Annotated in this window: 19 protein-coding genes and 4 pseudogenes; 14 read left to right on the forward strand and 9 right to left on the reverse strand. The window is 47.1% G+C overall.

From position 1 onward, the window contains the following. Positions 1–16: 16 nt before the first annotated feature. On the forward strand, positions 17–511 hold the full coding sequence (locus tag RIF25_RS05925) for a hypothetical protein (RefSeq protein ID WP_322877623.1): 495 nt from the start codon (positions 17–19) through the stop codon (positions 509–511). Positions 512–517: 6 nt separating this feature from the next. On the opposite strand, the gene RIF25_RS05930 is transcribed toward RIF25_RS05925, so the two are convergent. The 3 genes and pseudogenes from RIF25_RS05930 to glyS form a co-directional block, all read right to left on the reverse strand. After that, on the reverse strand, positions 518–937 hold the full coding sequence (locus tag RIF25_RS05930) for a heavy metal-responsive transcriptional regulator (protein ID WP_322877624.1): 420 nt from the start codon (positions 935–937) through the stop codon (positions 518–520). A 331-nt stretch (positions 938–1,268) separates the two neighbouring features. Beyond that, positions 1,269–2,285, reverse strand: a pseudogene (locus tag RIF25_RS05935) (IS630 family transposase). A 118-nt stretch (positions 2,286–2,403) separates the two neighbouring features. After that, positions 2,404–4,572 carry a glycine--tRNA ligase subunit beta gene (gene glyS, locus RIF25_RS05940; RefSeq protein WP_322877626.1) on the reverse strand — a complete coding sequence of 723 codons (2,169 nt, stop codon included), beginning with the start codon at positions 4,570–4,572 and terminating at the stop codon, positions 2,404–2,406. Positions 4,573–4,749: 177 nt separating this feature from the next. Here glyS and RIF25_RS05945 point away from each other — a divergent pair, with 177 nt between their 5' ends. From RIF25_RS05945 to RIF25_RS05955, 3 genes are all read left to right on the forward strand, one after another. Continuing rightward, entirely contained in the window at positions 4,750–5,154 is a 405-nt protein-coding gene (locus RIF25_RS05945; RefSeq protein ID WP_322877627.1) for a GFA family protein, read from the forward strand. Positions 5,155–5,430: 276 nt separating this feature from the next. Beyond that, the gene (gene crtR, locus RIF25_RS05950) at positions 5,431–6,387 is read left to right on the forward strand and encodes a beta-carotene hydroxylase (protein WP_322877628.1); all 957 of its coding nucleotides are present in this window, start codon (positions 5,431–5,433) and stop codon (positions 6,385–6,387) included. Between the two features lie 82 nt (positions 6,388–6,469). Beyond that, the gene (locus RIF25_RS05955) at positions 6,470–6,910 is read left to right on the forward strand and encodes a hypothetical protein (protein ID WP_322877629.1); all 441 of its coding nucleotides are present in this window, start codon (positions 6,470–6,472) and stop codon (positions 6,908–6,910) included. Positions 6,911–6,937: 27 nt separating this feature from the next. Here RIF25_RS05955 and RIF25_RS05960 read toward each other — a convergent pair whose 3' ends face one another. The 3 genes from RIF25_RS05960 to RIF25_RS05970 all read right to left on the reverse strand — a co-directional run bounded on the left by RIF25_RS05960 (position 6,938) and on the right by RIF25_RS05970 (position 9,490). Beyond that, positions 6,938–8,110: an LL-diaminopimelate aminotransferase gene (locus tag RIF25_RS05960; protein ID WP_322877630.1), complete on the reverse strand. Its 1,173-nt coding sequence runs from the start codon at positions 8,108–8,110 to the stop codon at positions 6,938–6,940. Between the two features lie 154 nt (positions 8,111–8,264). Further along, a complete protein-coding gene (locus tag RIF25_RS05965) occupies positions 8,265–8,648 on the reverse strand; it encodes a DUF1634 domain-containing protein (protein ID WP_322877631.1) in 384 nt (127 codons plus the stop codon). Next, positions 8,645–9,490 (reverse strand): sulfite exporter TauE/SafE family protein, encoded by an 846-nt coding sequence (locus RIF25_RS05970; RefSeq protein ID WP_322877632.1) that lies wholly within the window; start codon positions 9,488–9,490, stop codon positions 8,645–8,647. The genes RIF25_RS05965 and RIF25_RS05970 overlap by 4 nt, the downstream gene beginning before the upstream one ends. A 564-nt stretch (positions 9,491–10,054) precedes the next feature. Between RIF25_RS05970 and RIF25_RS05975 the strand changes: the two genes are divergently transcribed. The 4 genes and pseudogenes from RIF25_RS05975 to RIF25_RS05985 all read left to right on the forward strand — a co-directional run bounded on the left by RIF25_RS05975 (position 10,055) and on the right by RIF25_RS05985 (position 13,639). Next, positions 10,055–10,498: a universal stress protein gene (locus tag RIF25_RS05975; protein ID WP_322877633.1), complete on the forward strand. Its 444-nt coding sequence runs from the start codon at positions 10,055–10,057 to the stop codon at positions 10,496–10,498. A 46-nt stretch (positions 10,499–10,544) separates the two neighbouring features. Then, the gene (locus tag RIF25_RS05980) at positions 10,545–13,037 is read left to right on the forward strand and encodes an HAD-IC family P-type ATPase (protein WP_322877634.1); all 2,493 of its coding nucleotides are present in this window, start codon (positions 10,545–10,547) and stop codon (positions 13,035–13,037) included. Between the two features lie 131 nt (positions 13,038–13,168). Further along, positions 13,169–13,422, forward strand: a pseudogene (locus tag RIF25_RS17170) (BrnT family toxin). Continuing rightward, complete coding sequence (locus tag RIF25_RS05985) at positions 13,370–13,639, forward strand: BrnA antitoxin family protein (RefSeq protein WP_322877635.1); 270 nt, start codon at positions 13,370–13,372, stop codon at positions 13,637–13,639. Before RIF25_RS17170 ends, RIF25_RS05985 begins: the two are co-directional and overlap by 53 nt. A 40-nt stretch (positions 13,640–13,679) precedes the next feature. Here RIF25_RS05985 and RIF25_RS05990 read toward each other — a convergent pair whose 3' ends face one another. Continuing rightward, the gene (locus tag RIF25_RS05990) at positions 13,680–14,507 is read right to left on the reverse strand and encodes a sterol desaturase family protein (RefSeq protein ID WP_322877636.1); all 828 of its coding nucleotides are present in this window, start codon (positions 14,505–14,507) and stop codon (positions 13,680–13,682) included. Between the two features lie 144 nt (positions 14,508–14,651). Between RIF25_RS05990 and RIF25_RS17175 the strand changes: the two are divergent. Together RIF25_RS17175 and RIF25_RS17180 are read left to right on the forward strand one after the other, a co-directional pair. Beyond that, a pseudogene (locus RIF25_RS17175) lies at positions 14,652–16,370 on the forward strand (DNA methyltransferase); the annotation flags it as partial. Positions 16,371–16,457: 87 nt separating this feature from the next. Next, positions 16,458–17,780: pseudogene (locus RIF25_RS17180) on the forward strand (DUF559 domain-containing protein); the annotation flags it as partial. Positions 17,781–17,834: 54 nt separating this feature from the next. On the opposite strand, the gene RIF25_RS06000 reads toward RIF25_RS17180, so the two are convergent. Both RIF25_RS06000 and RIF25_RS06005 read right to left on the reverse strand, forming a co-directional pair. After that, on the reverse strand, positions 17,835–18,167 hold the full coding sequence (locus RIF25_RS06000) for a DUF5615 family PIN-like protein (protein WP_322877638.1): 333 nt from the start codon (positions 18,165–18,167) through the stop codon (positions 17,835–17,837). After that, positions 18,164–18,394, reverse strand: a complete 231-nt coding sequence (locus RIF25_RS06005; protein ID WP_322877639.1) for a DUF433 domain-containing protein — start codon at positions 18,392–18,394, stop codon at positions 18,164–18,166. The genes RIF25_RS06000 and RIF25_RS06005 overlap by 4 nt, the downstream gene beginning before the upstream one ends. Positions 18,395–18,689: 295 nt before the next feature. Here RIF25_RS06005 and RIF25_RS06010 point away from each other — a divergent pair, with 295 nt between their 5' ends. The 4 genes from RIF25_RS06010 (at position 18,690) to RIF25_RS06025 (ending at position 21,617) form a co-directional block, all read left to right on the forward strand. Next, positions 18,690–19,148 carry a hypothetical protein gene (locus RIF25_RS06010; RefSeq protein WP_322877640.1) on the forward strand — a complete coding sequence of 153 codons (459 nt, stop codon included), beginning with the start codon at positions 18,690–18,692 and terminating at the stop codon, positions 19,146–19,148. Between the two features lie 673 nt (positions 19,149–19,821). After that, positions 19,822–20,025, forward strand: a complete 204-nt coding sequence (locus tag RIF25_RS06015) for a DUF2811 domain-containing protein (protein ID WP_322877641.1) — start codon at positions 19,822–19,824, stop codon at positions 20,023–20,025. 52 nt (positions 20,026–20,077) lie between these two features. Beyond that, positions 20,078–20,323, forward strand: a complete 246-nt coding sequence (locus RIF25_RS06020; protein WP_322877642.1) for a type II toxin-antitoxin system HicB family antitoxin — start codon at positions 20,078–20,080, stop codon at positions 20,321–20,323. Positions 20,324–20,564: 241 nt separating this feature from the next. After that, positions 20,565–21,617, forward strand: a complete 1,053-nt coding sequence (locus tag RIF25_RS06025; protein ID WP_322877643.1) for an adenosine deaminase — start codon at positions 20,565–20,567, stop codon at positions 21,615–21,617. The last annotated feature ends 59 nt before the right edge of the window (positions 21,618–21,676 follow it).

Raw genomic sequence — 21,676 nt, forward strand, 5'->3', positions numbered from 1 at the left:
TGTGAGGGACAACATCATGCAAGTCAAAGTTTTATCCTTAATCACGGTCATGGGCCTGGGTTTGAGCCTCGGGGCCTGTGGTGGCAGTTCGGACACAACCCGTTCATCACCATCTCCAGCCAGTCCGTCTCCAGAAATGTCTAGCCCTAGTCCTGAAGTTGCTAATTCAGTCACGAATGCTGAACCCTCAGATGGTCATAGTCAAGGCGGACAAGTAGTTGAAACAGATAAATATCATTTGGAGTTGCTTGTTGCCAGAGAACCGGCCGGTTTACACATTGATTTTTTTGTCCAACAAGGCCTGGATCATGATCCGGTTTCAGATGCAAAGGTTATCGGTCAGTTGCAACTCCCCGATGGCAGCCAGAAAACCTTGGACTTTGAATACAGTGATGCCGATAAACATTACACCGCTTATTTGACCGATGCGCCTGAGGGTGAATACCGTATAGTTGTTCTCACGGATATTCGGGGTGAAAAAGTCAACGGCCGGTTTACCTTTACGCCTTAATTCAAATCATGGGGTAATGGTTTCAATCAGGGGACAAATTTCAGCTTCAGAGAGTTGGGGCGTGAGGCCTTGCCACTGGGTTTGATACGCTTCCAGTTCCTGCTTGAAGGTTTGCATTTGTGAAATCTGGGTATTAAGTTGGTGAATTTTCTTAGCCAATAAATTCTGTACCATCTCACAGGGTAATTCTCCCCGATCCCGCACATCCAAAATCTGGCGAATTTCATCTAAGGCTAAACCCAAGGCCTGGGCTTTCTTAATAAAGAGAACCTGGGAAATCACCGTTAGCGCGTAGTACCGATAACCATTGTCACCCCGCTCGGCCGGAGTAATTAAACCCAGGGTTTCGTAGTAGCGCAAGGTCGGCACAGATACACCAGATTGCTTGGCCACATCACCAATTTTGAAAGCTGAACGAGTTGTCATAAATAATCCTGAAAAATGCTTAACTCTCAGGTCTGCTTTAGACATTAGTATAAAGTTATGTTGCCTTGATGATGAGGTATGGTGATGTACGATGTCGATGCCAAGTCATGAATACCCGTGCAGTTGTCTATTCGAGGTTGAACAGTGCCCTCACAATACTCGCATTTGTATCCATACATAGGATTAGTCCTCAAGTTCAGTAACTTCATAAACCGTAGTAACTTCATAAACCGTGATGATTAGATAGCGTCCGGTACTAGTGAAACGTCCAACTACTCCAACAGGCGTTTTTTGATCCAAGGCAGTTCTCTCTATAGCAAACAGTAATTATTCATGAGAAAATACCATACATAGTCAGATGAGAAGAATGGAGAACAAAATGACTTAAAAACAGTTCAAATAGATATTTTGTAATTTTAAACGTCTTCAATAAGTGTCACACTTTCCTTAAGAAGTTTTTAACTTGCAGCCACACTGCTTCAATCGGATTTTGTTCCGGTGCGTATGGGGCTAGTTTGATGCAGTAAATCGACCATTCTTGTTCTGGCTTATTTCCATTGACTTGATGTAAATATTTACGGAAATCATCACTGTTATGATATGCTGCACCATCCCAAATCACCATAATTTTCTGATTCAGATAAGTTGTCCTTATCGCTTTGATAAACTGAATAGTATTCTGACTATTTCCACTCGAATAAGGTTTGACAATTAGGCGATCTGTGACATAGTTTATTGCACCATAATCGGTTCGCCTATCTTTTATATTCTTGATGGGAACCTGTATTCTTTCATCCGCTTTACTCCAAGCATATCCACAAATATCCCCTGAAACAGGATGGCACTGATCCACGCAGTAGACAACGGTTTTTCCTGATTCAATTGAAACTCGATTCGTTTCTAAATACTCACAAATCTCTTTTTTTAAGGCGACTTTCTCGGGGTCTTTTGGGGGATGAGTGACCTGGGCTTTCTGCCAAGATAGACCCGCCTCATGCAATAAATTATAATAACTTGACTTGGCTGCATAAACAACATCAAATGTTTCTAATATATATGCTTCTAATTCTTCAAGATTCCAATGATTCTGTTGTTTTAACCATTGAATAACCTGTTGTTTTTCAAAATCTGATAAATATCCGGTCTTGCCTTTATAGCCCAGTTTTAATGCATTGACACCGGACAATAAAAATGCTTGTTTCCACTTAGTAATGAATCCGGATGAAACCTGGAGTAGAGCCATGATTTCTGAATGAGTACATCCTTGCAATGTCATCTTGACCGCTAGGGCACGCTTCATTTCTCTTGAATCTAGGCATGTATCTATAAATTGATTGAGTTCATCCATGGGGTTATCCAAGACACATTCTTATTCTCTCATATTTGAAAACGGATTACTATATATGCATCAAATTGTTACGTCAAGGTGTTATCAATCATCTTGTTTCAACAAACTCCGATGAGAATTACTGTTTAACAATTGCGCCAAAATCTCCCAGGCCAGCCGCGGCATTCCGAACTAACCCTAAAAGATTCAAACGATTCTGCCTAACTTCTAAATCCTCATCCATGACTAAGACGCTCTCGGGGCCATCAAAAAAACGGCTCACGGTCGGGGCTAGGGCGGTTAAGGCTGCTAAAAGTAGGGCATAGTTGCGGGTTTCTTGGGCGGTTTGAATGTGGGGAAGTTGCTGAGTTAGGGCCTGGTAAAACTCTTTTTCAATGGGTTGTTTCAGGGTGTTGGTTTTAATCACGGCTTTAACATCCAAACAATCTGTGGACAAGTCCCCTTGACGAGCCAGACGAGCCGCCCGGTTCACCGTTTCATAAATTTGAGTCATCCGGCCATCATGACGAATGGTTTGTAAGAATTTAGCCCGCACCAAGACATCTACCACATCCCCCAGGCCCCGTTGGATTAAACTCGGATCCGCTTCTCCTAAAACCGCATTGACCAAATCGTAATCAATCTGTTGCTCATCAAGCAGGAGCGAGCGGAATCGTTGCCCAAAAAAGTCTTGGAGTTGGGTGGTTAAGGTTTTAGCTTGGGTGGCTTTTGGGAAGGCCTGGGTAAAGCTCGTAATAGTTTGACTCAGCAGTTGACTTAAATTCAGCGATAATTTGGCATTCCAAATGATGTTGATGATTCCATTGGCGGCCCGTCTGAGTGCAAAGGGATCCGAAGAACCTGTTGGAATCCGTCCCAGGCCAAAGATACTCACGATGGTATCCAACTTGTCTGCAATCGCTACGACTTGTCCGGTCATCGTTGTCGGTAAGGCATCGCCCGCGCCTTGGGGTAAATAATGCTCAACAATCCCCTTCGCCACTAAGTCTGACTCACCCCCGGCCTGGGCATAAATTTCTCCCATCCGCCCCTGTAGTTCGGGAAATTCCCCCACCATTTGGGTAACTAAATCGGCTTTGCAGAGGTGGGCTGTGCGTTGAATGTGTTGGGTAGTTGTGTCATCCAGGCCAAGGTTAACGGCAATTTCACGGGCAATGGTTTTAATCCGCTCAACTTTGACAGCCATAGAACCCAATTCATCTTGGAATGTCACTGTTTCTAATTTGGGTAAATAGGCTTCTAACGGTTGAGACAAGTCCGCATCATAGAAGAATTTACCATCAGCCAAGCGCGCCCGGATCACCCGTTCATTGCCCAATCGAATTGTCTCAGCAGCAGCAGGATCGCCGTTACTGATGGTGATGAAATGGGGCAGGAGTTTTTGTTTTTGATCATAAACTGGGAAATACCGTTGATGCGTCACCATAACCGTTGTAATTACGTCCGGGGGCAGTTGTAAAAATTCTGATTCAAAGTTGCCTAAGATTGCGGTTGGCCATTCCACTAATTGCACCACTTCGGCGAGTAAATCACTGGGAATTTCCGCTGTACCTTTCACGGATTTAGCTACGGCCTGGATTTGTGCGGTAATTAACGTTTCTCGTTTTGGGGGTTCAACTTCGACAAACGCAGCCCGCAGAATTGAAGCATAGTCCTTGGTCTGGGTGATGTTGACGGGGCCTGGATGGAGTACCCGATGCCCATAGCTGCTGTTGCTGCTGTTAATCACCCCCGAACCATTGGGAATTGAAATGGGTAATACTTGCTCTTGCCACAGGGAAACTAACCAGCGAATCGGCCGGGAAAAGCGAAAATCCCCATCGCCCCAACGCATCAGCCGTTTGCCTTCAAGTTTACTAATCCAGTCCAACACCCAGGCCTGGAGCAGTTCCCCAGTCGGTTTAGCGGATTTAGTTTGGGTCAGATAGATAAATTCCCCTTTTTCCGTTTGCTTAACGGTAATTTCCTCTAAGGTGGCTCCTTTAGATTTAAGAAATCCCAGTAAGGCTTTGGTGGGTTCTCCGTCTTTGTAGGCCGCAGTAACAGAAGGGCCTTTGATCTCTTCAATTTGATCCGGGGGGTGAATCTCCAGGCCTGTAATCAGCAATGCCAGACGGCGGGGGGTGCCAAAAACTTGAATCGAGGTTGGGGTTAGCCCTTGGACCGCCAAATCCGGGGAAATCCGTTGTTGCCATTGAGAAATTGCCGAACTCACAAACGCGGCCGGGAGTTCTTCTGTCCCCACTTCCAACAAAAAATTAGCCCGAGGGTCGGAGTTAGCAGCCATGTACCTGAATTGAAATTAGCAACTCCTTTATCCTACTGTGACCCCAGGCCGCAACAAACAACGACTAGCCAAGTCCATGCAATGTTGGGGGGGATGAGTGTAGTACCAGCAACCCAAGCCAGCTTCAGTGAGTGCTAAAATCAACTCCAAAATCACCAGATTATCCAGGGGATTGACATGGAAGGTAAATGTCTCTGTGGTGCAATAACCGTCCAAACACCCGATAAAACAAGCCTTGATGCCTGTCATTGTGGGATGTGTCGGCGTTGGGGGGGTGGGCCAGCTTTGGGGATTGCCTGTGGTACGGATGTGCAATTGGCCGGAATCGAAAAATTAAAGGTCTATCGGTCATCAGATTGGGCTGAACGAGCCTTTTGTGGTGAATGTGGGTCTCATATTTACTACAAGTTACTCCCAACCCAAGACTATTTCATTCCAGCCGGTCTATTCCCAGATGGCACGAAATTTGAGTTCACAGAACAAATCTTTATTGACATGAAGCCCAGTTATTATGAATTTGCGAATCAAACTGTCAACTTAACCGAAGCAGAGATCTTGGCAAAATTTGCTAACCTGCTTTGATTTTCCTATCTCCCTTAACGAAACTGATACCCGCTGGCCTGGGGCTGCAAGGCCGAGTGAAATCCCTGTAACCTTAGCAATCGGGTCAACTTAGGGCGTCGCAGAACTCGGAATAGGAGGGCTAAGCCTTGGAAAATACCCTAATTTTCGCCGAAACTTCCTGATCCCTATCCCTCTGTCTGGGGCAACTACTTTATACTACTAGCGAGATAGATCTACAAACTGAGTAGATCCGCCTATCCCCTATTTGGTGTATCAGCGGTAAGGAGTATCGGATTGAAGGACGGAGGCAGCAGCACCCTAATTAGCCGGGAATTTTTAGGGCCGCCGGGAGATTTTAACCCGACTGTAGTCATGTTTATTGCGGCCATTAGCCTTGCCGTCATCTCCACCGTCGGTCACTTTGAATGGGATTGGCCGGCCTGGTGTACCTTTGGTGTCAATATTTTGGCGTTGCATTTGGTCGGGACGGTGATTCATGATGCCTCCCATAACGTGGCGCACCGCAACCCCCTTGTGAATGCTGTCTTGGGCCATGGCAGTGCCTTGATGCTGGGATTTGTCTTTCCCGTGTTTACCCGCGTCCATATTCAACACCACGCCCATGTCAACGATCCTGAAAATGACCCAGATCATTATGTCTCCAAGGGTGGCCCGTTGTGGCTAATTGCTCCGCGCTTTTTCTATCATGAAATTTTCTTTTTTAAGCGGCGACTGTGGCGGAATCATGAACTGTGGGAATGGGCCATTAGTCGGGGCCTGTTGGTGACGGTGGTGACACTGGCGGCCATCCATGGACATCTGGATTATGTGCTGAATTTCTGGTTTTCCCCGGCCGGTGTAGTGGGCTTAATGTTGGGTTTGTTTTTTGATTATTTTCCCCATCGCCCCCATGTAGAACGGAATCGCTGGCACAATGCCCGAGTTTATCCCAGTCCGATTTTGAACTTCCTAATTTTGGGGCAAAACTATCACCTCATCCATCACCTGTGGCCCAGTATTCCCTGGTATAAAGTCCAACCGGCTTACTATTCTGTTAAACCCCTTTTAGATGCCAAAGGCTGTAAACAAACCCTCGGGATTTTTGAGCCTGGTAACGTTGGCCCCTTTTTGTATGATGCTCTGATTGGGATTCATTGGCCGCACTCGACTTCACTTCCGTCCCACACTCAGTTGAATATTTCCGTACCCGAATCCCATCCGGAACCTCAACGTAGCTCTGTTAAACTTTAGGATCGAATTTAACCCGGCATTGCCCCAGGCCAGTTCGTTAGACTCAAAACAGAGTGTTAGTTTTGCGAATCCCTGTTTTGTTATGCGAATCATTCAACAATCAGCAACCCGTTTAGTTTTGCGGCAACGCTTGGTCGGTCTCAGATATTTGTGCGCGTTTTGTGCCGGCCTGGGATTGTTCTTGTTCTTAGGGTATGAGTCTCCTGTGGATGGCATTGGGCTAATTGGTTTAACGACAGCCGGCCTGGGCTATCAACTGACGGCACAAGAAGACTGTACCCTTAACCGAGAAACAGGGTTATTAACCTTGAGAAACTCTCTGGGGCGAAAATCCTATCATCTAGAGCAGCTAAAACGCGTCATAGTCAAAAAAGAAGTATTCCTTGGAACAGAGTTTTATCAGGTTTATTTCTACACCCAGGCCGGAGAGCAAATTGCCTTAACCCGTTTTCCGACAACCCATGTGGCACAACAGCAATCCTTAGCCCGCAGTATCCATCAGTTTATGGCTTCCAAGGTATAACGCTGGATTGACCACTTGTAACAGTAATCACCGGCCCAAAAATGCCATTACCCGTTGGGCGGCCTGGGCGAGGATTTCTGGCTCTCGAACGAGGGCAAAACGAACATACCCTTCACCCGCTGCACCAAAGCCGGCCCCTGGAGAAGCTGCCACCCCCGTCGCTTGAACCAGTTGCTGACAAAAGCCAATAGAGTCCGATTGCCAAGGTTCTGGGAGTTTGGCCCACACATACATTGTTGCCGGGGGCATTGGGACTGACCAGCCAAATTGATTCAGGGTTTGGACAAAGGCCTCGCGGCGGTGTGCAAAGGTTTGGACTGTGCTTTGGGGAATATGCTGTCCTTGGGTTAAGGCAACAGTCGCGCCCCGAAAAATGCCGAGATATTGGTTAAAATCAACAACGGCTTTTACTTGCCTGAGAGCTTTAATCAGGGTGCTGTTACCAATGGCAAAACCAACCCGAAAGCCGCCCATGTTGTAGGACTTGGATAGGGAGAAAAATTCGATACTTACAGACTTATCCGGATCCGCTTGCAAAATGGAGGGGGGTGGGCTAGAGGTAAAGTCCATATCTACATAGGGAAAGTCATGGGCGAGGACAAGGTTGTGGCCCTGGCAAAATTCGATGGCGGTGTGGAAAAATTCCAGGGGGGCAACGGCGGTGGTGGGATTGTGGGGATAGCTGAGGACGAGGAGCTTGGCCTGGTGTAGAATCGCGTTCGGAATAGAACTCAAGTCAGGTAAAAAATGATTTTCCGCGAGTAGCGGTAAGGTGTGGATTTGTCCCCCAGCTAAATGAACACCACCTGCATGGGAGGGATAGCCCGGATCCAGTAAAAGAGCATAATCCCCTGGATTCATGATTGCCAAGGGGAGATGGGCTGTACCTTCCTGGGAGCCAATTAGGGGTAAAATCTCGGTCTCTGGATCAACGGCAATGCCGAATTTTTGGCGATACCAGGCCCCGGCAGCGTGGCGAAAGTCTTGGGTGCCATGGAATAAGAGATAACCGTGAGTCATCGGATCTCCAAGGGCCGCCCCAATGGCCTGGGTAATGAGGGGATCAACGGGTAAATCAGAAGACCCCAAGGATAAGTCAATCATGTCCTGTCCGGCCCGGCGTGCTAAGGCCTTGGCCTGATCCATATCGGCAAAAACATTACTTTGTAAGCCAGTGAGACGATGGGCGAGGGGTAACATCAGAGCTTCCAGGGTGATTGATGAGAATAATTAGTCTGATTCCAGCCTAGCAACGGCAGTAGGACTTCAAACCGTCATAATCATCCTCCCAGTAATTAGCCGTGAACCCCTAGAGGCGCAACACCAGGCCTGGAACTCAGGGAAACAATAGCCCTCAAACCGTCAAGAGACTGTGGAGCAATACAGCTAACACAATGGCTGTAACTAAAACATAGGTAAAATCGCGTTGACGTAAGAAAATTAGCAGGGAAAGGGCAACCCGAGTAATGGGGGTGAGGAGTAATAACAAAATTCCCGTTTGAATGATCGCGTGTCCGCGAGCTTGCACATCAGCACTCAGGAGATCTGGAACCAGTTTGAGATAGGTCGGCTCGCCCTTAAAGACACTCAAGGCCACAGTTTCCTGCCCATTTCTCCAAATATAGATTAGCCCCCCAATCAAAATAACTGTAGCAGAGAGAATCACCCCACCCCGGAGGACATTGCCCAGGAGTTGATCCATTTTTTCATCTTCCCGATTGCGCTGCTCAAAGGTCATAGTTTTAACCCCAACCCACTAATTCCTTGCCACAACATTTGCACAGCGACAATACCCAACACCACGCTAAAAACAATCCGCAAAAGCTGGACGGGGGCATGGACTAATAACTTCGCTCCGACTAGAGAACCAAACAGAACCCCCAAAACCACAGGTAAACAGAGGCCAGGATCAATATACCCCCGACTAAAATAAATGCCTGCACTCGCGGCTGCCGTCACCCCAATCATAAAGTTACTGGTGGTGGTGGAAACTTTGAAGGGCAACTGCATCACCTGATCCATCGCCAAGACCTTGACCATTCCCGAACCAATCCCCAGCAACCCCGATAGAACCCCAGCCACATACATCAAGCCAAAGCCACCGGGGACATTTTGGGGAAAGTAATCTTCCCAGCCGCCGCTAGTTGGGTAACAGCTATTCATCCCTAGGGAGGTAGCCAGAGGATTTGGGCCAATGTCACTCAGATGATCCTTGTGGGGTTGATTAGTGGCATAAATTGACCAGAGGAGAGCCACCCCAAAGATGATCGAAATACCAGCGGTGGGCATCCAAGTGGCAATATAGGCCCCCGAAATTGCCCCAATGGTTGTGGCCACTTCTAAAAACATCCCAATCCGGACATTACTAAATCCCTCTTTGACGTAAGCAGCGGCGGCTCCAGAAGAGGTGGCAATGACTGAAATGAGGGCGGCCCCAATGGCATAGCGAATATCAACCCCCAGGCCAAGAGTTAAGAGGGGAATAATCACGACACCACCTCCTAAGCCAGTGACGGCCCCCAGGCCCCCCGCTAAAACTGAGCCAATCAAGGTAATGCCTGTTAATTCCAGAACCGTCACAAATGATCTCCTTAGTCTTGGGTGAAATTCATTTATAAGCCATCTGACAACAGTTCTTGAATAAATACACAATGTTTTTATCGCCAAAGTTTTGATCGGCAAGTCGAAAACCCTTGGGTCATTGGCCACTCTGAATTGTATCAATTAGCATTAGCTCCCCGATGGGGTGAAAAGAAAAGATAATTAAGTCAAGATTTATGTCAATTATGATGACCCTGAGCCAAGAACAACCTGCCCTGTCAAGAAATCGAGTTACTCAGTAAGGTCAAGATATTAACGTTTTTGCCTCTCAACTGCTGGCAACCATTCTACAGTTTGGCGAGAGAAGACTTACAGGCATTCCTTGACGGGATTCAGGTAGGTTTAGATGATTTTGAAATGGGTAAGTTACGATCTTTTGCAGATTTCTCAAGACAACAATATTAAACCTCCAATCTACTGACTGATTGATAAAGTCCCGACTTGAACTGGTCAGCTTGGCAAAGGCAGAGATAGATTAGGCGTTGAGATGATAATTCCCAGGCCTGGATATACTAAGAACGAAGCAATGAGTTATCCCCAAGCGTGTTCAAACGGATTTTAGTGGCGGTTGATGATTCGGACATGGCCACAGAGGTGATCGAGGCCCTGGGTCAGTTAGACTTAATTCCCGAAAGTTTAGTTATTTTGACCCATGTGATTTCTCCAGCAGAATCAGGCCTGGGGCAGTCGGCGGACGTGTCTCAACCCACTGGTCATTGGCAACATCTGGAGTCACGCCTAGAGGACTATTGCCAAGAGGTGAATGAACTTTTTGAAAATACGGTGGATGTCGTCCTAGAGATTGCCCAGGGAGAACCAGCGGCGGAAATTATTCGCTTGGCCCACATTCACCAGGCCGAGTTAATTCTTTTAGGGAGTCGGGGTTTAACCGGAGTCTCGCGAATTTTACAGGGGTCAGTGAGTGCTCAAGTGGTGGAAGAAGCTCCCTGCTCTGTGTTTGTAGTCAAGTCTAGTCCCTCAGCTTAACGCCAATTTTGTTCAGTACTGCCCTTAGGTTCGTTGACGGTAAGTTATGACAACATTGACCGGATTATCTGCTGCTGAAGTTGAAGACCGCCGCCGTCTGGGCTTAGATAATCAACAACCCCCGGCCACCAGCCGCACCTATAAAGAAATCTGCAAAGACAATTTATTCACCTTTATCAATGGGGTGTTCTTTTTCATCAGCATTGTCCTGTTGGGCTTGGGTCGGCCAGGGGATGTGTTGGTGATTGCGATTGTGGTGTTTCTGAATACGATCCTCAGCTTGGTGCAGGAAGTCCGGGCCAAACAACAGTTGGATCAAATTGCCCTCTTAACCCGGCCCCATGTGGCGGTCTTGCGGGATGGGGTGGAAATTTCGGTTACGCCTGATGCCATTGTCCAAGATGATGTTTTGGTGGTGCGGCCGGGGGATCAAATTATTGCCGATGGGCGGGTGGTCGGCACAGGGCAAATCCAGGTGGATGAATCGCTCCTGACGGGGGAATCGGACTTAATTAATAAAGAACTGGGGGATTTAGTCTATTCCGGGAGTTATTGTGTGCAGGGGTTGGCCTACTACCAGGCCGAGAAAGTGGGATCTGCCAGTACCGCTAACCAAGTCACGAAGAGTGCCAAAGCCTTCCGCCGCGAACTGACCCCCCTCCAACATGACATCAACTTAATTATTCGGGTGATTCTGGTTTTGGCCATGTTCCTCTGGATTTTGGTCTTACTGTCACTGCTGGTGGGCTTAAGTAGTTTTCCGATGGCGGTACAAACAGCGGCGGTGGTGGCCGGGCTAGTCCCAGTGGGGTTGTATTTAACCATTACCTTGACCTATGCCGTGGGGGCGGTGCGGATTGCCAAACAGGAGGTCTTGGTACAACAGGCCAATGCGATGGAATCCCTCAGTAATATCAACGTCCTCTGTCTGGATAAAACCGGCACCCTGACGGCCAATGCCCTGGAAGTCCAAACCATTCACCCCTTGCAAGGCACAGAACCCGAACTGCGGCAATTACTCGGTCGCTTTGCCCATAGCCTCACCGTGGCCAATCAAACCAGTGCCGCCATTGCCCAGGCCTGTGCCGCCCCCCCCTGCCCCCCTCGCCTTGAAATCCCCTTTGCCTCAAGTCATAAATGGAGTGCCTTGGCCTGGGCGGATGTAGGGGGAGTTACGATTCTAGGTGCGCCGGATGTTTTGTTTCCAGGTGATCGCCTCAGTCCGGAAATTTTATTAGAAATTGAAACCGCCATTGCCCACGGAACCAGGGTGTTAATGGTGGCCCATAGTCAGCAGGATCCCCAATGGCCCGATCCGACCCAGGCCCCCCGCCTGCCTTTAGAGTTAACCCCCCTCGGCCTGGTGCTGTTACGGGATCAACTGCGGCCCCAAAGCCAGGAAGTGCTGGAGCGGTTTACCCAGGCCGGGATTGGGATCAAAATTATTTCTGGCGATCATCCCAAAACGGTCTTAGCCTTGGCCAAACAGGTGGGGGTGGGGGAAAACCTTGGGGGAGCCTTACGGATTATCTCGGGGGCTGAGTTAGCAAAAATGAATCCAGGGGAATTTCAGCAAGCGGCCCGGGAAACAACCATCTTTGGACGCATTACCCCGGAACAAAAGCGTCAATTGGTAAAAGCTCTCCGGGATCAAGGTCTCCATGTGGCGATGATTGGGGATGGGGTAAATGATGTTCTCTCACTCAAGGAAGCCAACATTGGGATTGCGATGGAAAGCGGGAGTGCGATTACGCGGGGGGTGGCCGATATTATTTTGCGTCATGATTCCTTTGCAGCCTTACCGGCAGCCTTTCGGGAGGGCCAACGGATCCACAATGGGATTCAAGATGTGACGCGGCTGTTTTTAGTCCGGGTTTTGAGTTTTAGCCTCTTGTTTATGACATCGGTGATTGCCGGGCGGGCGTTTCCCTTGCTAATTAAACAAAACTCGCTCTTAACGTTGTTTGGGGTCGGGATTCCCACGATTGGTTTAGCCCTTTGGGCCGTTCCGGGGCCGCGTCAAGAAAAACCCCTGATTCCTTCTTTGCTGCACTTTGTGTTACCTGCTTCCTTGAGTTTGTGTTTACTGGGCCTGCTGGTCTATTGGGGCTATTTAGCTAATCAGATTTTGCCCTTAGTGGATTTGTTGCAAGGAACGGTCGCCCTGGATCAAATTTCTACAGCGATTCAACGGAATAAGTTTCGAGAAGGGATTGAAGTTGCTCGGAGTGCCTTAGTGACCGTCTTGCTGCTGGCTTCCTTGGTAATGATTTTATTTTTGAAACCGCCACACGGGGCCTGGGTTGGGGGCGCGCCCTTAAGTAAAAATTGGCGATATCCAGTTATGGCGAGTCTATTACTGGTGGGCTATGTGTTGATCCTGTTGATCCCAGGCCTGCGACATTTTCTCGAACTAGAATTATTACGCTGGGAAGACTACGGGATTTGTGTGCTCATTGTCATGGCCTGGGCCTTGATTTTACGGTCTATGTGGCGGTGGCGGCTGTTAGATCGGTTTTTGGGGGTGAGCCTGAGTTAGCACACTGTTATGAATCATTGAGCGATATTGATGTTCTAAATCAACAGAGTTAGTTTTCAAGGCACAGAGCAAGAATCTAGTAAAATCGAGATATGAAATTTGAGTGAGATGAACAAAAGAACCAGACAAACATTGCAAAACATGGGCTTGACTTTGCTGACTCTTACAAGGCTTTAGACTACCGCTTCGTATTTCTCTAGATACAAGGCAAGACTATGGAGAGGAGCGATGGATTGGGATCGGAATAATTGATGGGCGCGTTGTCGTTATAGTTTTCGTTGAACTAGATAGTAAAACAATTCGGATCATTTCACTGAGGAAAGCTCTACCTTATGAACGAAAAATCTATGGATACTACCTCAAAAACGAATTGGGCGAAAGTTGACTCGCTAACAGAAGCAGAAATTGATACATCTGATATTCCTCCTTTAACTGAGGAGTTCTTTAGTCAGTCGCGTTGGCGGGAATCTGTAGCACCCTTGAATGCCCTTGTTCCAATAGATGCCAAAACTCTAGCTTGGTTCCAGTCTCAGGGTAATGATTACGAGAATAAAATGGCGGCGGCATTGCGCATTTATGCAGAAGCTCATTCAGGACAATAACAAAGCATTCAAGCCAACCTTCATCAAGAATTGGGCAACGTTAATGGCTATCCAGTTGAGAGCGGTTCATTTCCAGGCCTAAAGAATTCATCGTTTGGGTTTTTTCATCAAATAAGGGATGATAAGCCTGACTCTCGGTTCCCATGAGGTGATCCCAAACGGTGAAATACAGCCCAAAGTTATAGCGAAATTGACTGTGGTGGAGACTGTGGTGAGTCGCGCCAATCAAAAAACGTCCCAACCAATGGCGATTAAAGTGGGCTGGATAAAGCTCTAGGTTCAAATGGTTAATCACGCTGGAGAAGGTCATCACTGTGAGCAAAATCACAATGGCATAGGGATGCAGGGGTAAAAACAGAACCAAGATCGGCAAGAAAATGGCCTGGGCCAAGGCTTCGAGGGGATGAAAGGAAAAAGCAGTCCAGGCCGAGGTGGTGATGCTTTGGTGGTGGACTTTGTGCATCCAGGGGTAAATTTTCGGGTGGTGCATCCAGCGATGGAGCCAGTAGTAATAGGTTTCATGCACCAGTAAGGCAATCAGCAGGCTCAGGCCAAAGTAAACATAACCCCAGCCCCCAATCTCCACATAGACCGCCGTATAGCCCCACTGCCACAACACCGCCGTAATTGCCCCCGTCAACGCAAAAATTCCCGAAGTCAGCAACGACCAGGCCAGTTCTTGGCAAAATTGATGTTTCTTGTAGGGGCGTAAATTAACCCAACGCTGTGACCAAAAGGTTCGCCGGGCCAAGGCTGCAAAAGCGGCAAAAACTCCAGCCACCGCCAAAAACCGCACCACGACCATGCCAAACATAACCCCGACCATAATTCCAAAAATATCGGGCTGACTGAGGGTATAGGGAATCATGGGGGATTTAAGGTAATGGGGTTAAGACACAGTTCTTGATGATGATGATTTTACTTGTTTTTATTGACTGATGAGTTAATATTTCTATAATGCTCCCTGCCCAGATTGTCTGTTTGGGATTTAGGACAATTCTGATCAGGTTTTATGATCTCCCAGGCCCCATTTCAAGACTTTATTACCTCCTGCCAAGCCCTCAAGGGGGATGAAAAAGGGGAGGCGCAAACATTTCTAAATCGGTTTTTCCAGGCCTTTGGCTATGCCGATGCAATTGCGGCGGGGGCCACCTTTGAAGAGCGGGTGAGTCGGGGTAGTGCGGCGGGGAAAACGGGGTTTGCGGATTTGGTTTGGAAGCCCAGAGTTTTAATTGAGATGAAAAAGCGGGGAACTGACCTGAGTAAACACTATGCCCAGGCCCTGCAATATTGGACAAATTTAGTCCCGAATCGGCCGCGGTATGTGCTGCTGTGCAATTTTGATCAGTTTTGGATCTATGACTTTAATGTCCAGGTGGATACGCCGGTTGATGTGGTTGAGTTAGGGCAATTACCGTCGCGCATTAGTGCCTTTGCCTTTATGGAGGTGGGCCATCGAACCCCAGTTTTTCGCAACAACCAAGTCGAAATCACGGAAAAAGCAGCCCGGAGAATGGGGGAACTCTATCAATGTTTGAAAGTACGGGCAAAAAATGGCAGTTTTAGTGAAGCCCAGGCCCAGCGATTTATTTTGCAATCTGTGTTGGCAATGTTTGCGGAAGATCGGGGCTTATTATCAACGGCGATGTTTATTGAATGTGTTCAAGATTGTGTCAATGGGGGCAGCACTTACGACATTTTGGGCGGGCTTTTTCGCGAAATGAATACCCCAGGCCAGACTCCCGCTGGACGATATCAAGGGGTAGATTATTTTAATGGCGGGTTATTTGCCCAAGTGCAGCCGTTGGAGTTAAGTCGGGAAGAATTGCAGTTATTGGATGTGGCGGCCCGAGAAGATTGGGGGAAGGTGCGACCGGCGATTTTTGGCAATATTTTTGAAAAGTCGGCTGATGATGTTGAACGCCATGCGCGGGGGATGCACTTTACCTCGGAAGTGGACATCATGAAGATTATCCGCCCGACCATTAGCCGTTTTTGGGAAGAACAAATTGAGGCTGAAACTACGATTGGGGAACTGAATCAATTGCAACTCCAACTTCAGCAATATCGAGTGCTTGATCCGGCCTGTGGTTCGGGGAATTTTTTGTATTTGGCTTATCAAGAATTAAAGCGCATTGAGGTGATGTTACTGGATAAAATTGCAGCTAAACGGCGCGCTCCAATGACCCAAGGAATCAGTTTTGTCACCCCAAATCAGTTTTATGGCCTGGATACAAATCCGTTTGCAGTGGAGTTGGCGCGGGTGACGTTAATGATTGGGCGCAAAATTGCCATTGATAAACACCATTTAACTGAGTCTGCGTTGCCGTTGGATACGTTGGATCAAAATATTATCTGTGCTGATGCGTTGTTTACCCCGTGGCCAAAAGCTGATGCAATTATTGGCAATCCTCCTTTTTTAGGTGGCAAGCATTTACGGTTGAATTTGGGTGATGACTATATTGATCGGATTTTTGCGAAATATACAGATGTCAAAGATTCGGTTCATTTTTGTAGTTATTGGTTTCGATTAGCCCATCAAAATTTACCGGAAAATGGCCGGGCTGGCCTGGTGGGGACGAATTCGATTTCTCAAGGTAAAAGTCGGACTGCGGCATTAGATTATATTTCCCAGAATAATGGAATAATTCATGATGCGATTTCAACTCAGGAGTGGTCAGGGGAAGCGGCGGTTCATGTCAGTATTGTGAATTGGATTAAGGTAAGACCCTCACCCCAGGCCTCGCTCACACGGGAAGAGGGGGATCCGATTGGTGGCCGAGCGCGTCAAATTCCAAGAGTTTTGCTGGAAAGAGCCAGAGAATTACGACAAAGACAAACCCCAGCAGAGCAAATTCTTTGGGAATGTTTACGCAATCGAGGTTTAGCCAATGCCAAATTCAGAAGACAGCATAATCTTGGCTCATACATTGCCGATTTTTATTGTCATCAGGCCCGTTTAGTGGTTGAACTGGATGGCCCAATTCATAAAGAAAGAAAAGACTATGATCAACGCCGAGATCAATGGATGCAAGAGCAGGGATTAACCGTTTTGCGATTTAGGAATGATGAAGTCTTTGCAAACTTGAGTGATGTTCTCGACCGAATTACCCAACACTTACTGCCACCCAACGAACTCCCCTCGCCTAGTAGGAGAGGGGCCGGGGGTGAGGTACATATCTCCTGCTACCTAGACAGCCAACCTGTACCATTCATCACCTCTTCGTTACGAGCAACCGTAGATGTGACTACGGCCAAACGGCTAAAAGCAAATCTGAATAAATGCTTTCAAGGCGTGATTCAAAATGGTAAGGGCTTTATCGTCACAGAGCAACAGGTTAAAGATTGGGTTAAAAACGATCCTAAAAATGAAGATGTCTTGAAGTTATTTTTGGGTGGTAGTGATTTGACAGATATTCCTCATGGATGCCCAAGCAGATGGATTATTGATTTTGTAGATATGTCTTTAGAAGAAGCGAGTCAATATCAAAAACCTTTAGAATGGCTTAAAAACACTATTCCTCAAGAGAGAGCTAATAATCGCAATCCACGACTGAAAACTTACTGGTGGAAATATGAAGGCAAACGTTTAGAAATGAGAATTGTGCTTGAGTCTTTATCCTTTTATTTTGCTGTTACTGAAGTTTCAAAATGGTCTATCTTCTTACCTTGTCAAAAAAATTGGCTTCCGAGTAATCTAGTACATCCTGTTGCTTCAGATGATTTTTATGTGTTAGGAATATTGACCTCTAAACTACACCGGGCCTGGGTCAAAGCACAAAGCTCAACACTCAAAGGCGATACTCGATATACTCACAACACTTGTTTTGAAACCTTTCCCTTTCCCCAAACCGCCACAGCCCAGCAAATCGAAAAAATCCGCGCCACCATGCAAAAACTCCATGACTATCGCACCGAACAAATGGAGCAAAAACAATGGGGCATTACCAAACTCTATAATGCCTATTTTGATGAACCCGCCAGCCAACTCTATCAACTTCATGCCCAACTGGATCAACAGGTTTTAGCTGCCTATGGATTCAATAAAAATGATGATCTTTTAGCAAAACTCTTAGCCTTGAATTTAGAATGTGCCGCCAAAGAATCCCAGGGAGAACCTATCAAGGGACCCACAGCTTAAAAATCTTGAATGATGAAAACTTTAAGCCCGGGGCCTAAAGATCAGATTCTCCCCCTAATAGAGTTCTATGCAATGTAAATTCGGATTGAGTTCTAACTCTTGAATTGCAGCCAAACCAGAACGGATTAACAATTCAACTCGGTCAGTCGGGGCATTACCACAGCGTAACCAAAGCACTTTAGGGGGTGATCCATACAAACGACTCCGTTCAGCAAAGTCAGCATCCTGAGTCACAATACAAAACCCATTTTTTCTTGCAAATACCCAAATATCAGTGTCTGTTTTTTCTTGTAGCCCGTGCAACTGGACATGGCTAGATTCAGGAAAAAGATCGACTAACCGAGGTATTAACTTATGACTCAAGTTTTGATCGAACAAAAGTTTCAAGTTGACCCTACCGAAATAACAACTCGATGCTCACGATCTGCGGCAAACTCCAGACACGCACGGATATCAGTTTCAGTTAATTCGGGAAAGTCATCTAAAATTTCAGCATGGGACATTCCAGCAGCTAACCACCCTAAAACATCATAGACTGTAATTCTCATGTACCGAATACAAGGTTTACCCCCGCGTTTGTCAGGTTCGATAGTGAGGATTTCTTGGTAACTCATTTTAAATGTCCTTGATTTCTGTAATCAGTTCAACAGTTTTGCGTTCATTGAATAATTGGCTTATCCACTAAAACATTTAGATTGATCGTAATTTGAGTTTGCCAGCCCATAGAGTTAATACATCTCTTGGCTCATTGCGGCTTAATTGATCATACATCGCCCAAATCCAGGCCAGCCGCGCCACCAGTTAAAACCCTCCTAAATGACACTCAGCAGACCCTTCAAAGCCCCCACAGCTTAATCCACTACCCTAAAAGTAGAGCCATCTTAAAACACAAAAAATCCTAGGTAGAATATGGCAACTACATCCCAAGAAGTCTGGCATTTACTCGGCGAACTGCTTGAAGCCCAGAAAGAATCTGACCGTAAATTTCGGGAGTTAACCCAGGAGTCTGATCGTAAATTTCGGGAGCAAAATCAGGAAACCGGGCAGCAGTTCCAAGAATTGAAGGAATTTCTACGTCAACAATCTGAAGAAACGGATCGGCGATTTTGGGAAACAGATCAGATCATCGGTAACTTAGGGAATCGCTTAGGGGAGTTTGTCGAGTGGCAAGTGCGTCCGGCGGCAGTGCGGTTATTCAAAGAGCGGGGAATTGAGGTTCATGAGCTTTCTCGGGATATTTCAGTTCAAGGTACCAGTGGCGATCTTGAAATTGATCTCATGGTAGTTAACGATAACGAAGCAGTTCTGATTGAAGTCAAAAGTAAACTCACCCAAGAGGACGTGGATAATCACCTTAAAGTGTTGTGATTCTGAATGATAAAAAATTTAAGCCCCAGGCCTGGTAGTGCTCTGTTGACCCCAATCCACTGATCAACATGGAGTTAAGAATAACGCTACGCCCATCCATCTGGCCTGGGTCGTGATTCAGAACCCCTGCAATGCGCTTTCCCCCAAATCCCCAGGCGTGGCTTTTTCTTTCATAAAATCTTGACAAAAGTTATCAATTTCTGACTTAGCAAATTTCTTAGCACAATTAGGCTGAATTGAGATTTCCCCAGGATTTCCCCAGGATTTCCCCAGTTCCCCGGAAGTTTTCCACAGACCACCGGAAGTTTTCCACAGGTGATAATGCTGAATCTAGGCTTCCCTGGCTTTCTGGGGAATATCAAGTTTTCCGCAGATATGTATGAAGAAACGTAACAAAAACAACCCTCAAACCCAATGAATTCGTGTCAAGAGGCCCCAAAGACTGTATTCAGGGCAACATTGACAACCTCCCCCCCTGATCGACAACAATGAAACTCCACACACCGAGTCAACCCCAAAGCTGAAGAGGCACTTCCCAACTCCCAAGGTTTGAAATTGACAGTTTTTGCTTACTCTCAGCAGGCCTGGAGCACTGTGCGAGAGATGGGTGGATCATGTTGGTTTTGGTTTTGCCCCTAGGGTCATCGCGTTAAATAGTAGAGGTTAATTATTCATGAACGCACAGGCAACAGTCAGTATCTTGGCGGAAATTCCCGAAGAACTCCATGAGACGTTGAAATCTTACCTAGAACATCATCCTGACTGGGATCAAGACCGGGTTTTTGTAGCCGCTTTATCCTTGTTTTTACTCCAAAATGGAAACTGTGATCGCCGGGCCGCACGGGTTTATTTAGATACCCTCTTTAAGCGTTCCTAGTCCCTTCAGACAGTCATTCACAGGCCCATCCTTGGGGTCACGTTGCAAGCCTATGACCTTGGCTAACTATATGCGGGCAGCTATGGAGCGAGCGGTTTACCATATCCAACCTGAGGATGGCCTCGTCCACGGGGAAATTCCCGGTTTTGTCAACGTCAACGCCCAAGGTCGGACCCTCCTCGAATGTCGCCATGCCCTGACAGAACTCCTCGAAGATTGGGTTGATTTTCGTCTCTCACGGGGCCTGGCTGTACCCACCTTGGATGGGATTGAGCTACCGAGCCGCAACGAATTTTAGGGAACCCCCACAATCAAAGTGCTTGACCCGTTTCAGCCAGTATCCCAGCCGTCAGTCCCCAGCGAACCCCTTAAGATTCTCGATCTGAGCGTCTATGCAGCCTCGACTCCAGATGTGTTTGGCAGAGTGTAAATTTTTGTTAACTTTGCTACCATAGCTTCAATAGGATGTCCATATCGCCAAGAATTTTAGTGAATTGACTCTAGCTCAGTTCCATCAGGGCGCAACTCGGGAGAAGATCATGGCTTTATACGCCGAACTGCATCGTCATTTGGGGGGGGCTGTCGTTCCGCGGATTCTATGGCGGTATTTTCAACGCAATGATGCCCAGTTGGCCAGTCGTTTTCCAAATTATCCTGACTTTGAGCAGTTCTATACCCAACCCCGCAACACTCTAGAAGAATATTTAGAACTCCACTCTTTGGTGGAAAGCGTCCAAACTCCCCAGGCCTTGCCCTACTTTATCTATCGCCTGATCCGCGGGGCCTATGTGTTTGAAAATTTGGCTTACCTGGAATTGCGTTATACCCCCTACCTCCGCACCGATCACAACTTGAGCCAAAATCAACGCCTGGAGCAAATGGCTGAGATTGTCAAAGTCGTTGGCCTGGCCTGTGAAGTGGCTGAATATCCAATTATCACCAGTCAAATTCTCTGTATGCACACCCGCCTCCCCTATGAGGTAAACCAGGCCATCCTCCACTTAGCCGCAGCTATGCCCAATTATGTGTGTGGGGTGGACTTAGCTGGGGGCGACACAGCCTATGGGGAACGGATGACAGAATTTATTGATCTCTATCGCCAGGCCCGGAATTTAGGCCTAAAAACTACAGGCCATCTCTATGAAACCACGGCTGGCTGTTACCCAGAACTCCTCCCTTACCTAATGCGGATTGGCCATGGGATTCAAATTCCACTGCATTACCCCGAATTGCTGCCCCAAGTGGCCCAGGCCGGTCAATGTTTAGAAGTGTGTCCGACAACCTATTTACAAACCGGGACTCTGGAAAGCTTAGATCAGTTGCGGGTGGTCTTTGATCGTTGCTTTGAGGCAGGGGTAGATATTGCCATTTGTACCGATAATGCTGGCCTGCACAATGTCCGCTTGCCCTTTGAGTATGAAAATCTTTTAACGCAAAACTTGATTGACTTTAAGGAACTCCAGGCCTGTCAGGAAGCTGCTTTTCGTCATGCCTTTGCTTGGCCCTATACGGAACCCCCCGCCTCATTGTTATCCCGGTTATTAACAGAAACAGCAGATGAGGAAAACTTTGTAGTCAGTAGCGTATCGTAAACCTGTTAAGGGCTGCTCTTTTCTAAGCAACAGTACAAACCGTTTTGGGTTCCGGTAAC

This window comes from Pseudocalidococcus azoricus BACA0444 (genome assembly GCF_031729055.1).
GTDB lineage: Bacteria > Cyanobacteriota > Cyanobacteriia > Thermosynechococcales > Thermosynechococcaceae > Pseudocalidococcus > Pseudocalidococcus azoricus.

Bases quoted from the DNA above. Each gene is read 5' to 3' on its own strand.
- RIF25_RS06010 (WP_322877640.1), top strand. From the start codon at position 18,690: ATGGCAACTACATCCCAAGAAGTCTGGCATTTACTCGGCGAACTGCTT.
- RIF25_RS05965 (WP_322877631.1), bottom strand. From the start codon at position 8,648: ATGACCTTTGAGCAGCGCAATCGGGAAGATGAAAAAATGGATCAACTC.
- RIF25_RS05925 (WP_322877623.1), top strand. From the start codon at position 17: ATGCAAGTCAAAGTTTTATCCTTAATCACGGTCATGGGCCTGGGTTTG.
- RIF25_RS05945 (WP_322877627.1), top strand. From the start codon at position 4,750: ATGGAAGGTAAATGTCTCTGTGGTGCAATAACCGTCCAAACACCCGAT.
- glyS (WP_322877626.1), bottom strand. From the start codon at position 4,572: ATGGCTGCTAACTCCGACCCTCGGGCTAATTTTTTGTTGGAAGTGGGG.
- RIF25_RS05960 (WP_322877630.1), bottom strand. From the start codon at position 8,110: ATGTTACCCCTCGCCCATCGTCTCACTGGCTTACAAAGTAATGTTTTT.
- RIF25_RS06020 (WP_322877642.1), top strand. From the start codon at position 20,078: ATGACCTTGGCTAACTATATGCGGGCAGCTATGGAGCGAGCGGTTTAC.
- RIF25_RS06015 (WP_322877641.1), top strand. From the start codon at position 19,822: ATGAACGCACAGGCAACAGTCAGTATCTTGGCGGAAATTCCCGAAGAA.
- RIF25_RS05980 (WP_322877634.1), top strand. From the start codon at position 10,545: ATGACAACATTGACCGGATTATCTGCTGCTGAAGTTGAAGACCGCCGC.
- RIF25_RS05930 (WP_322877624.1), bottom strand. From the start codon at position 937: ATGACAACTCGTTCAGCTTTCAAAATTGGTGATGTGGCCAAGCAATCT.
- RIF25_RS06005 (WP_322877639.1), bottom strand. From the start codon at position 18,394: ATGAGTTACCAAGAAATCCTCACTATCGAACCTGACAAACGCGGGGGT.
- RIF25_RS05990 (WP_322877636.1), bottom strand. From the start codon at position 14,507: ATGATTCCCTATACCCTCAGTCAGCCCGATATTTTTGGAATTATGGTC.
- RIF25_RS06025 (WP_322877643.1), top strand. From the start codon at position 20,565: ATGGCTTTATACGCCGAACTGCATCGTCATTTGGGGGGGGCTGTCGTT.
- RIF25_RS05955 (WP_322877629.1), top strand. From the start codon at position 6,470: ATGCGAATCATTCAACAATCAGCAACCCGTTTAGTTTTGCGGCAACGC.
- RIF25_RS05985 (WP_322877635.1), top strand. From the start codon at position 13,370: ATGAACGAAAAATCTATGGATACTACCTCAAAAACGAATTGGGCGAAA.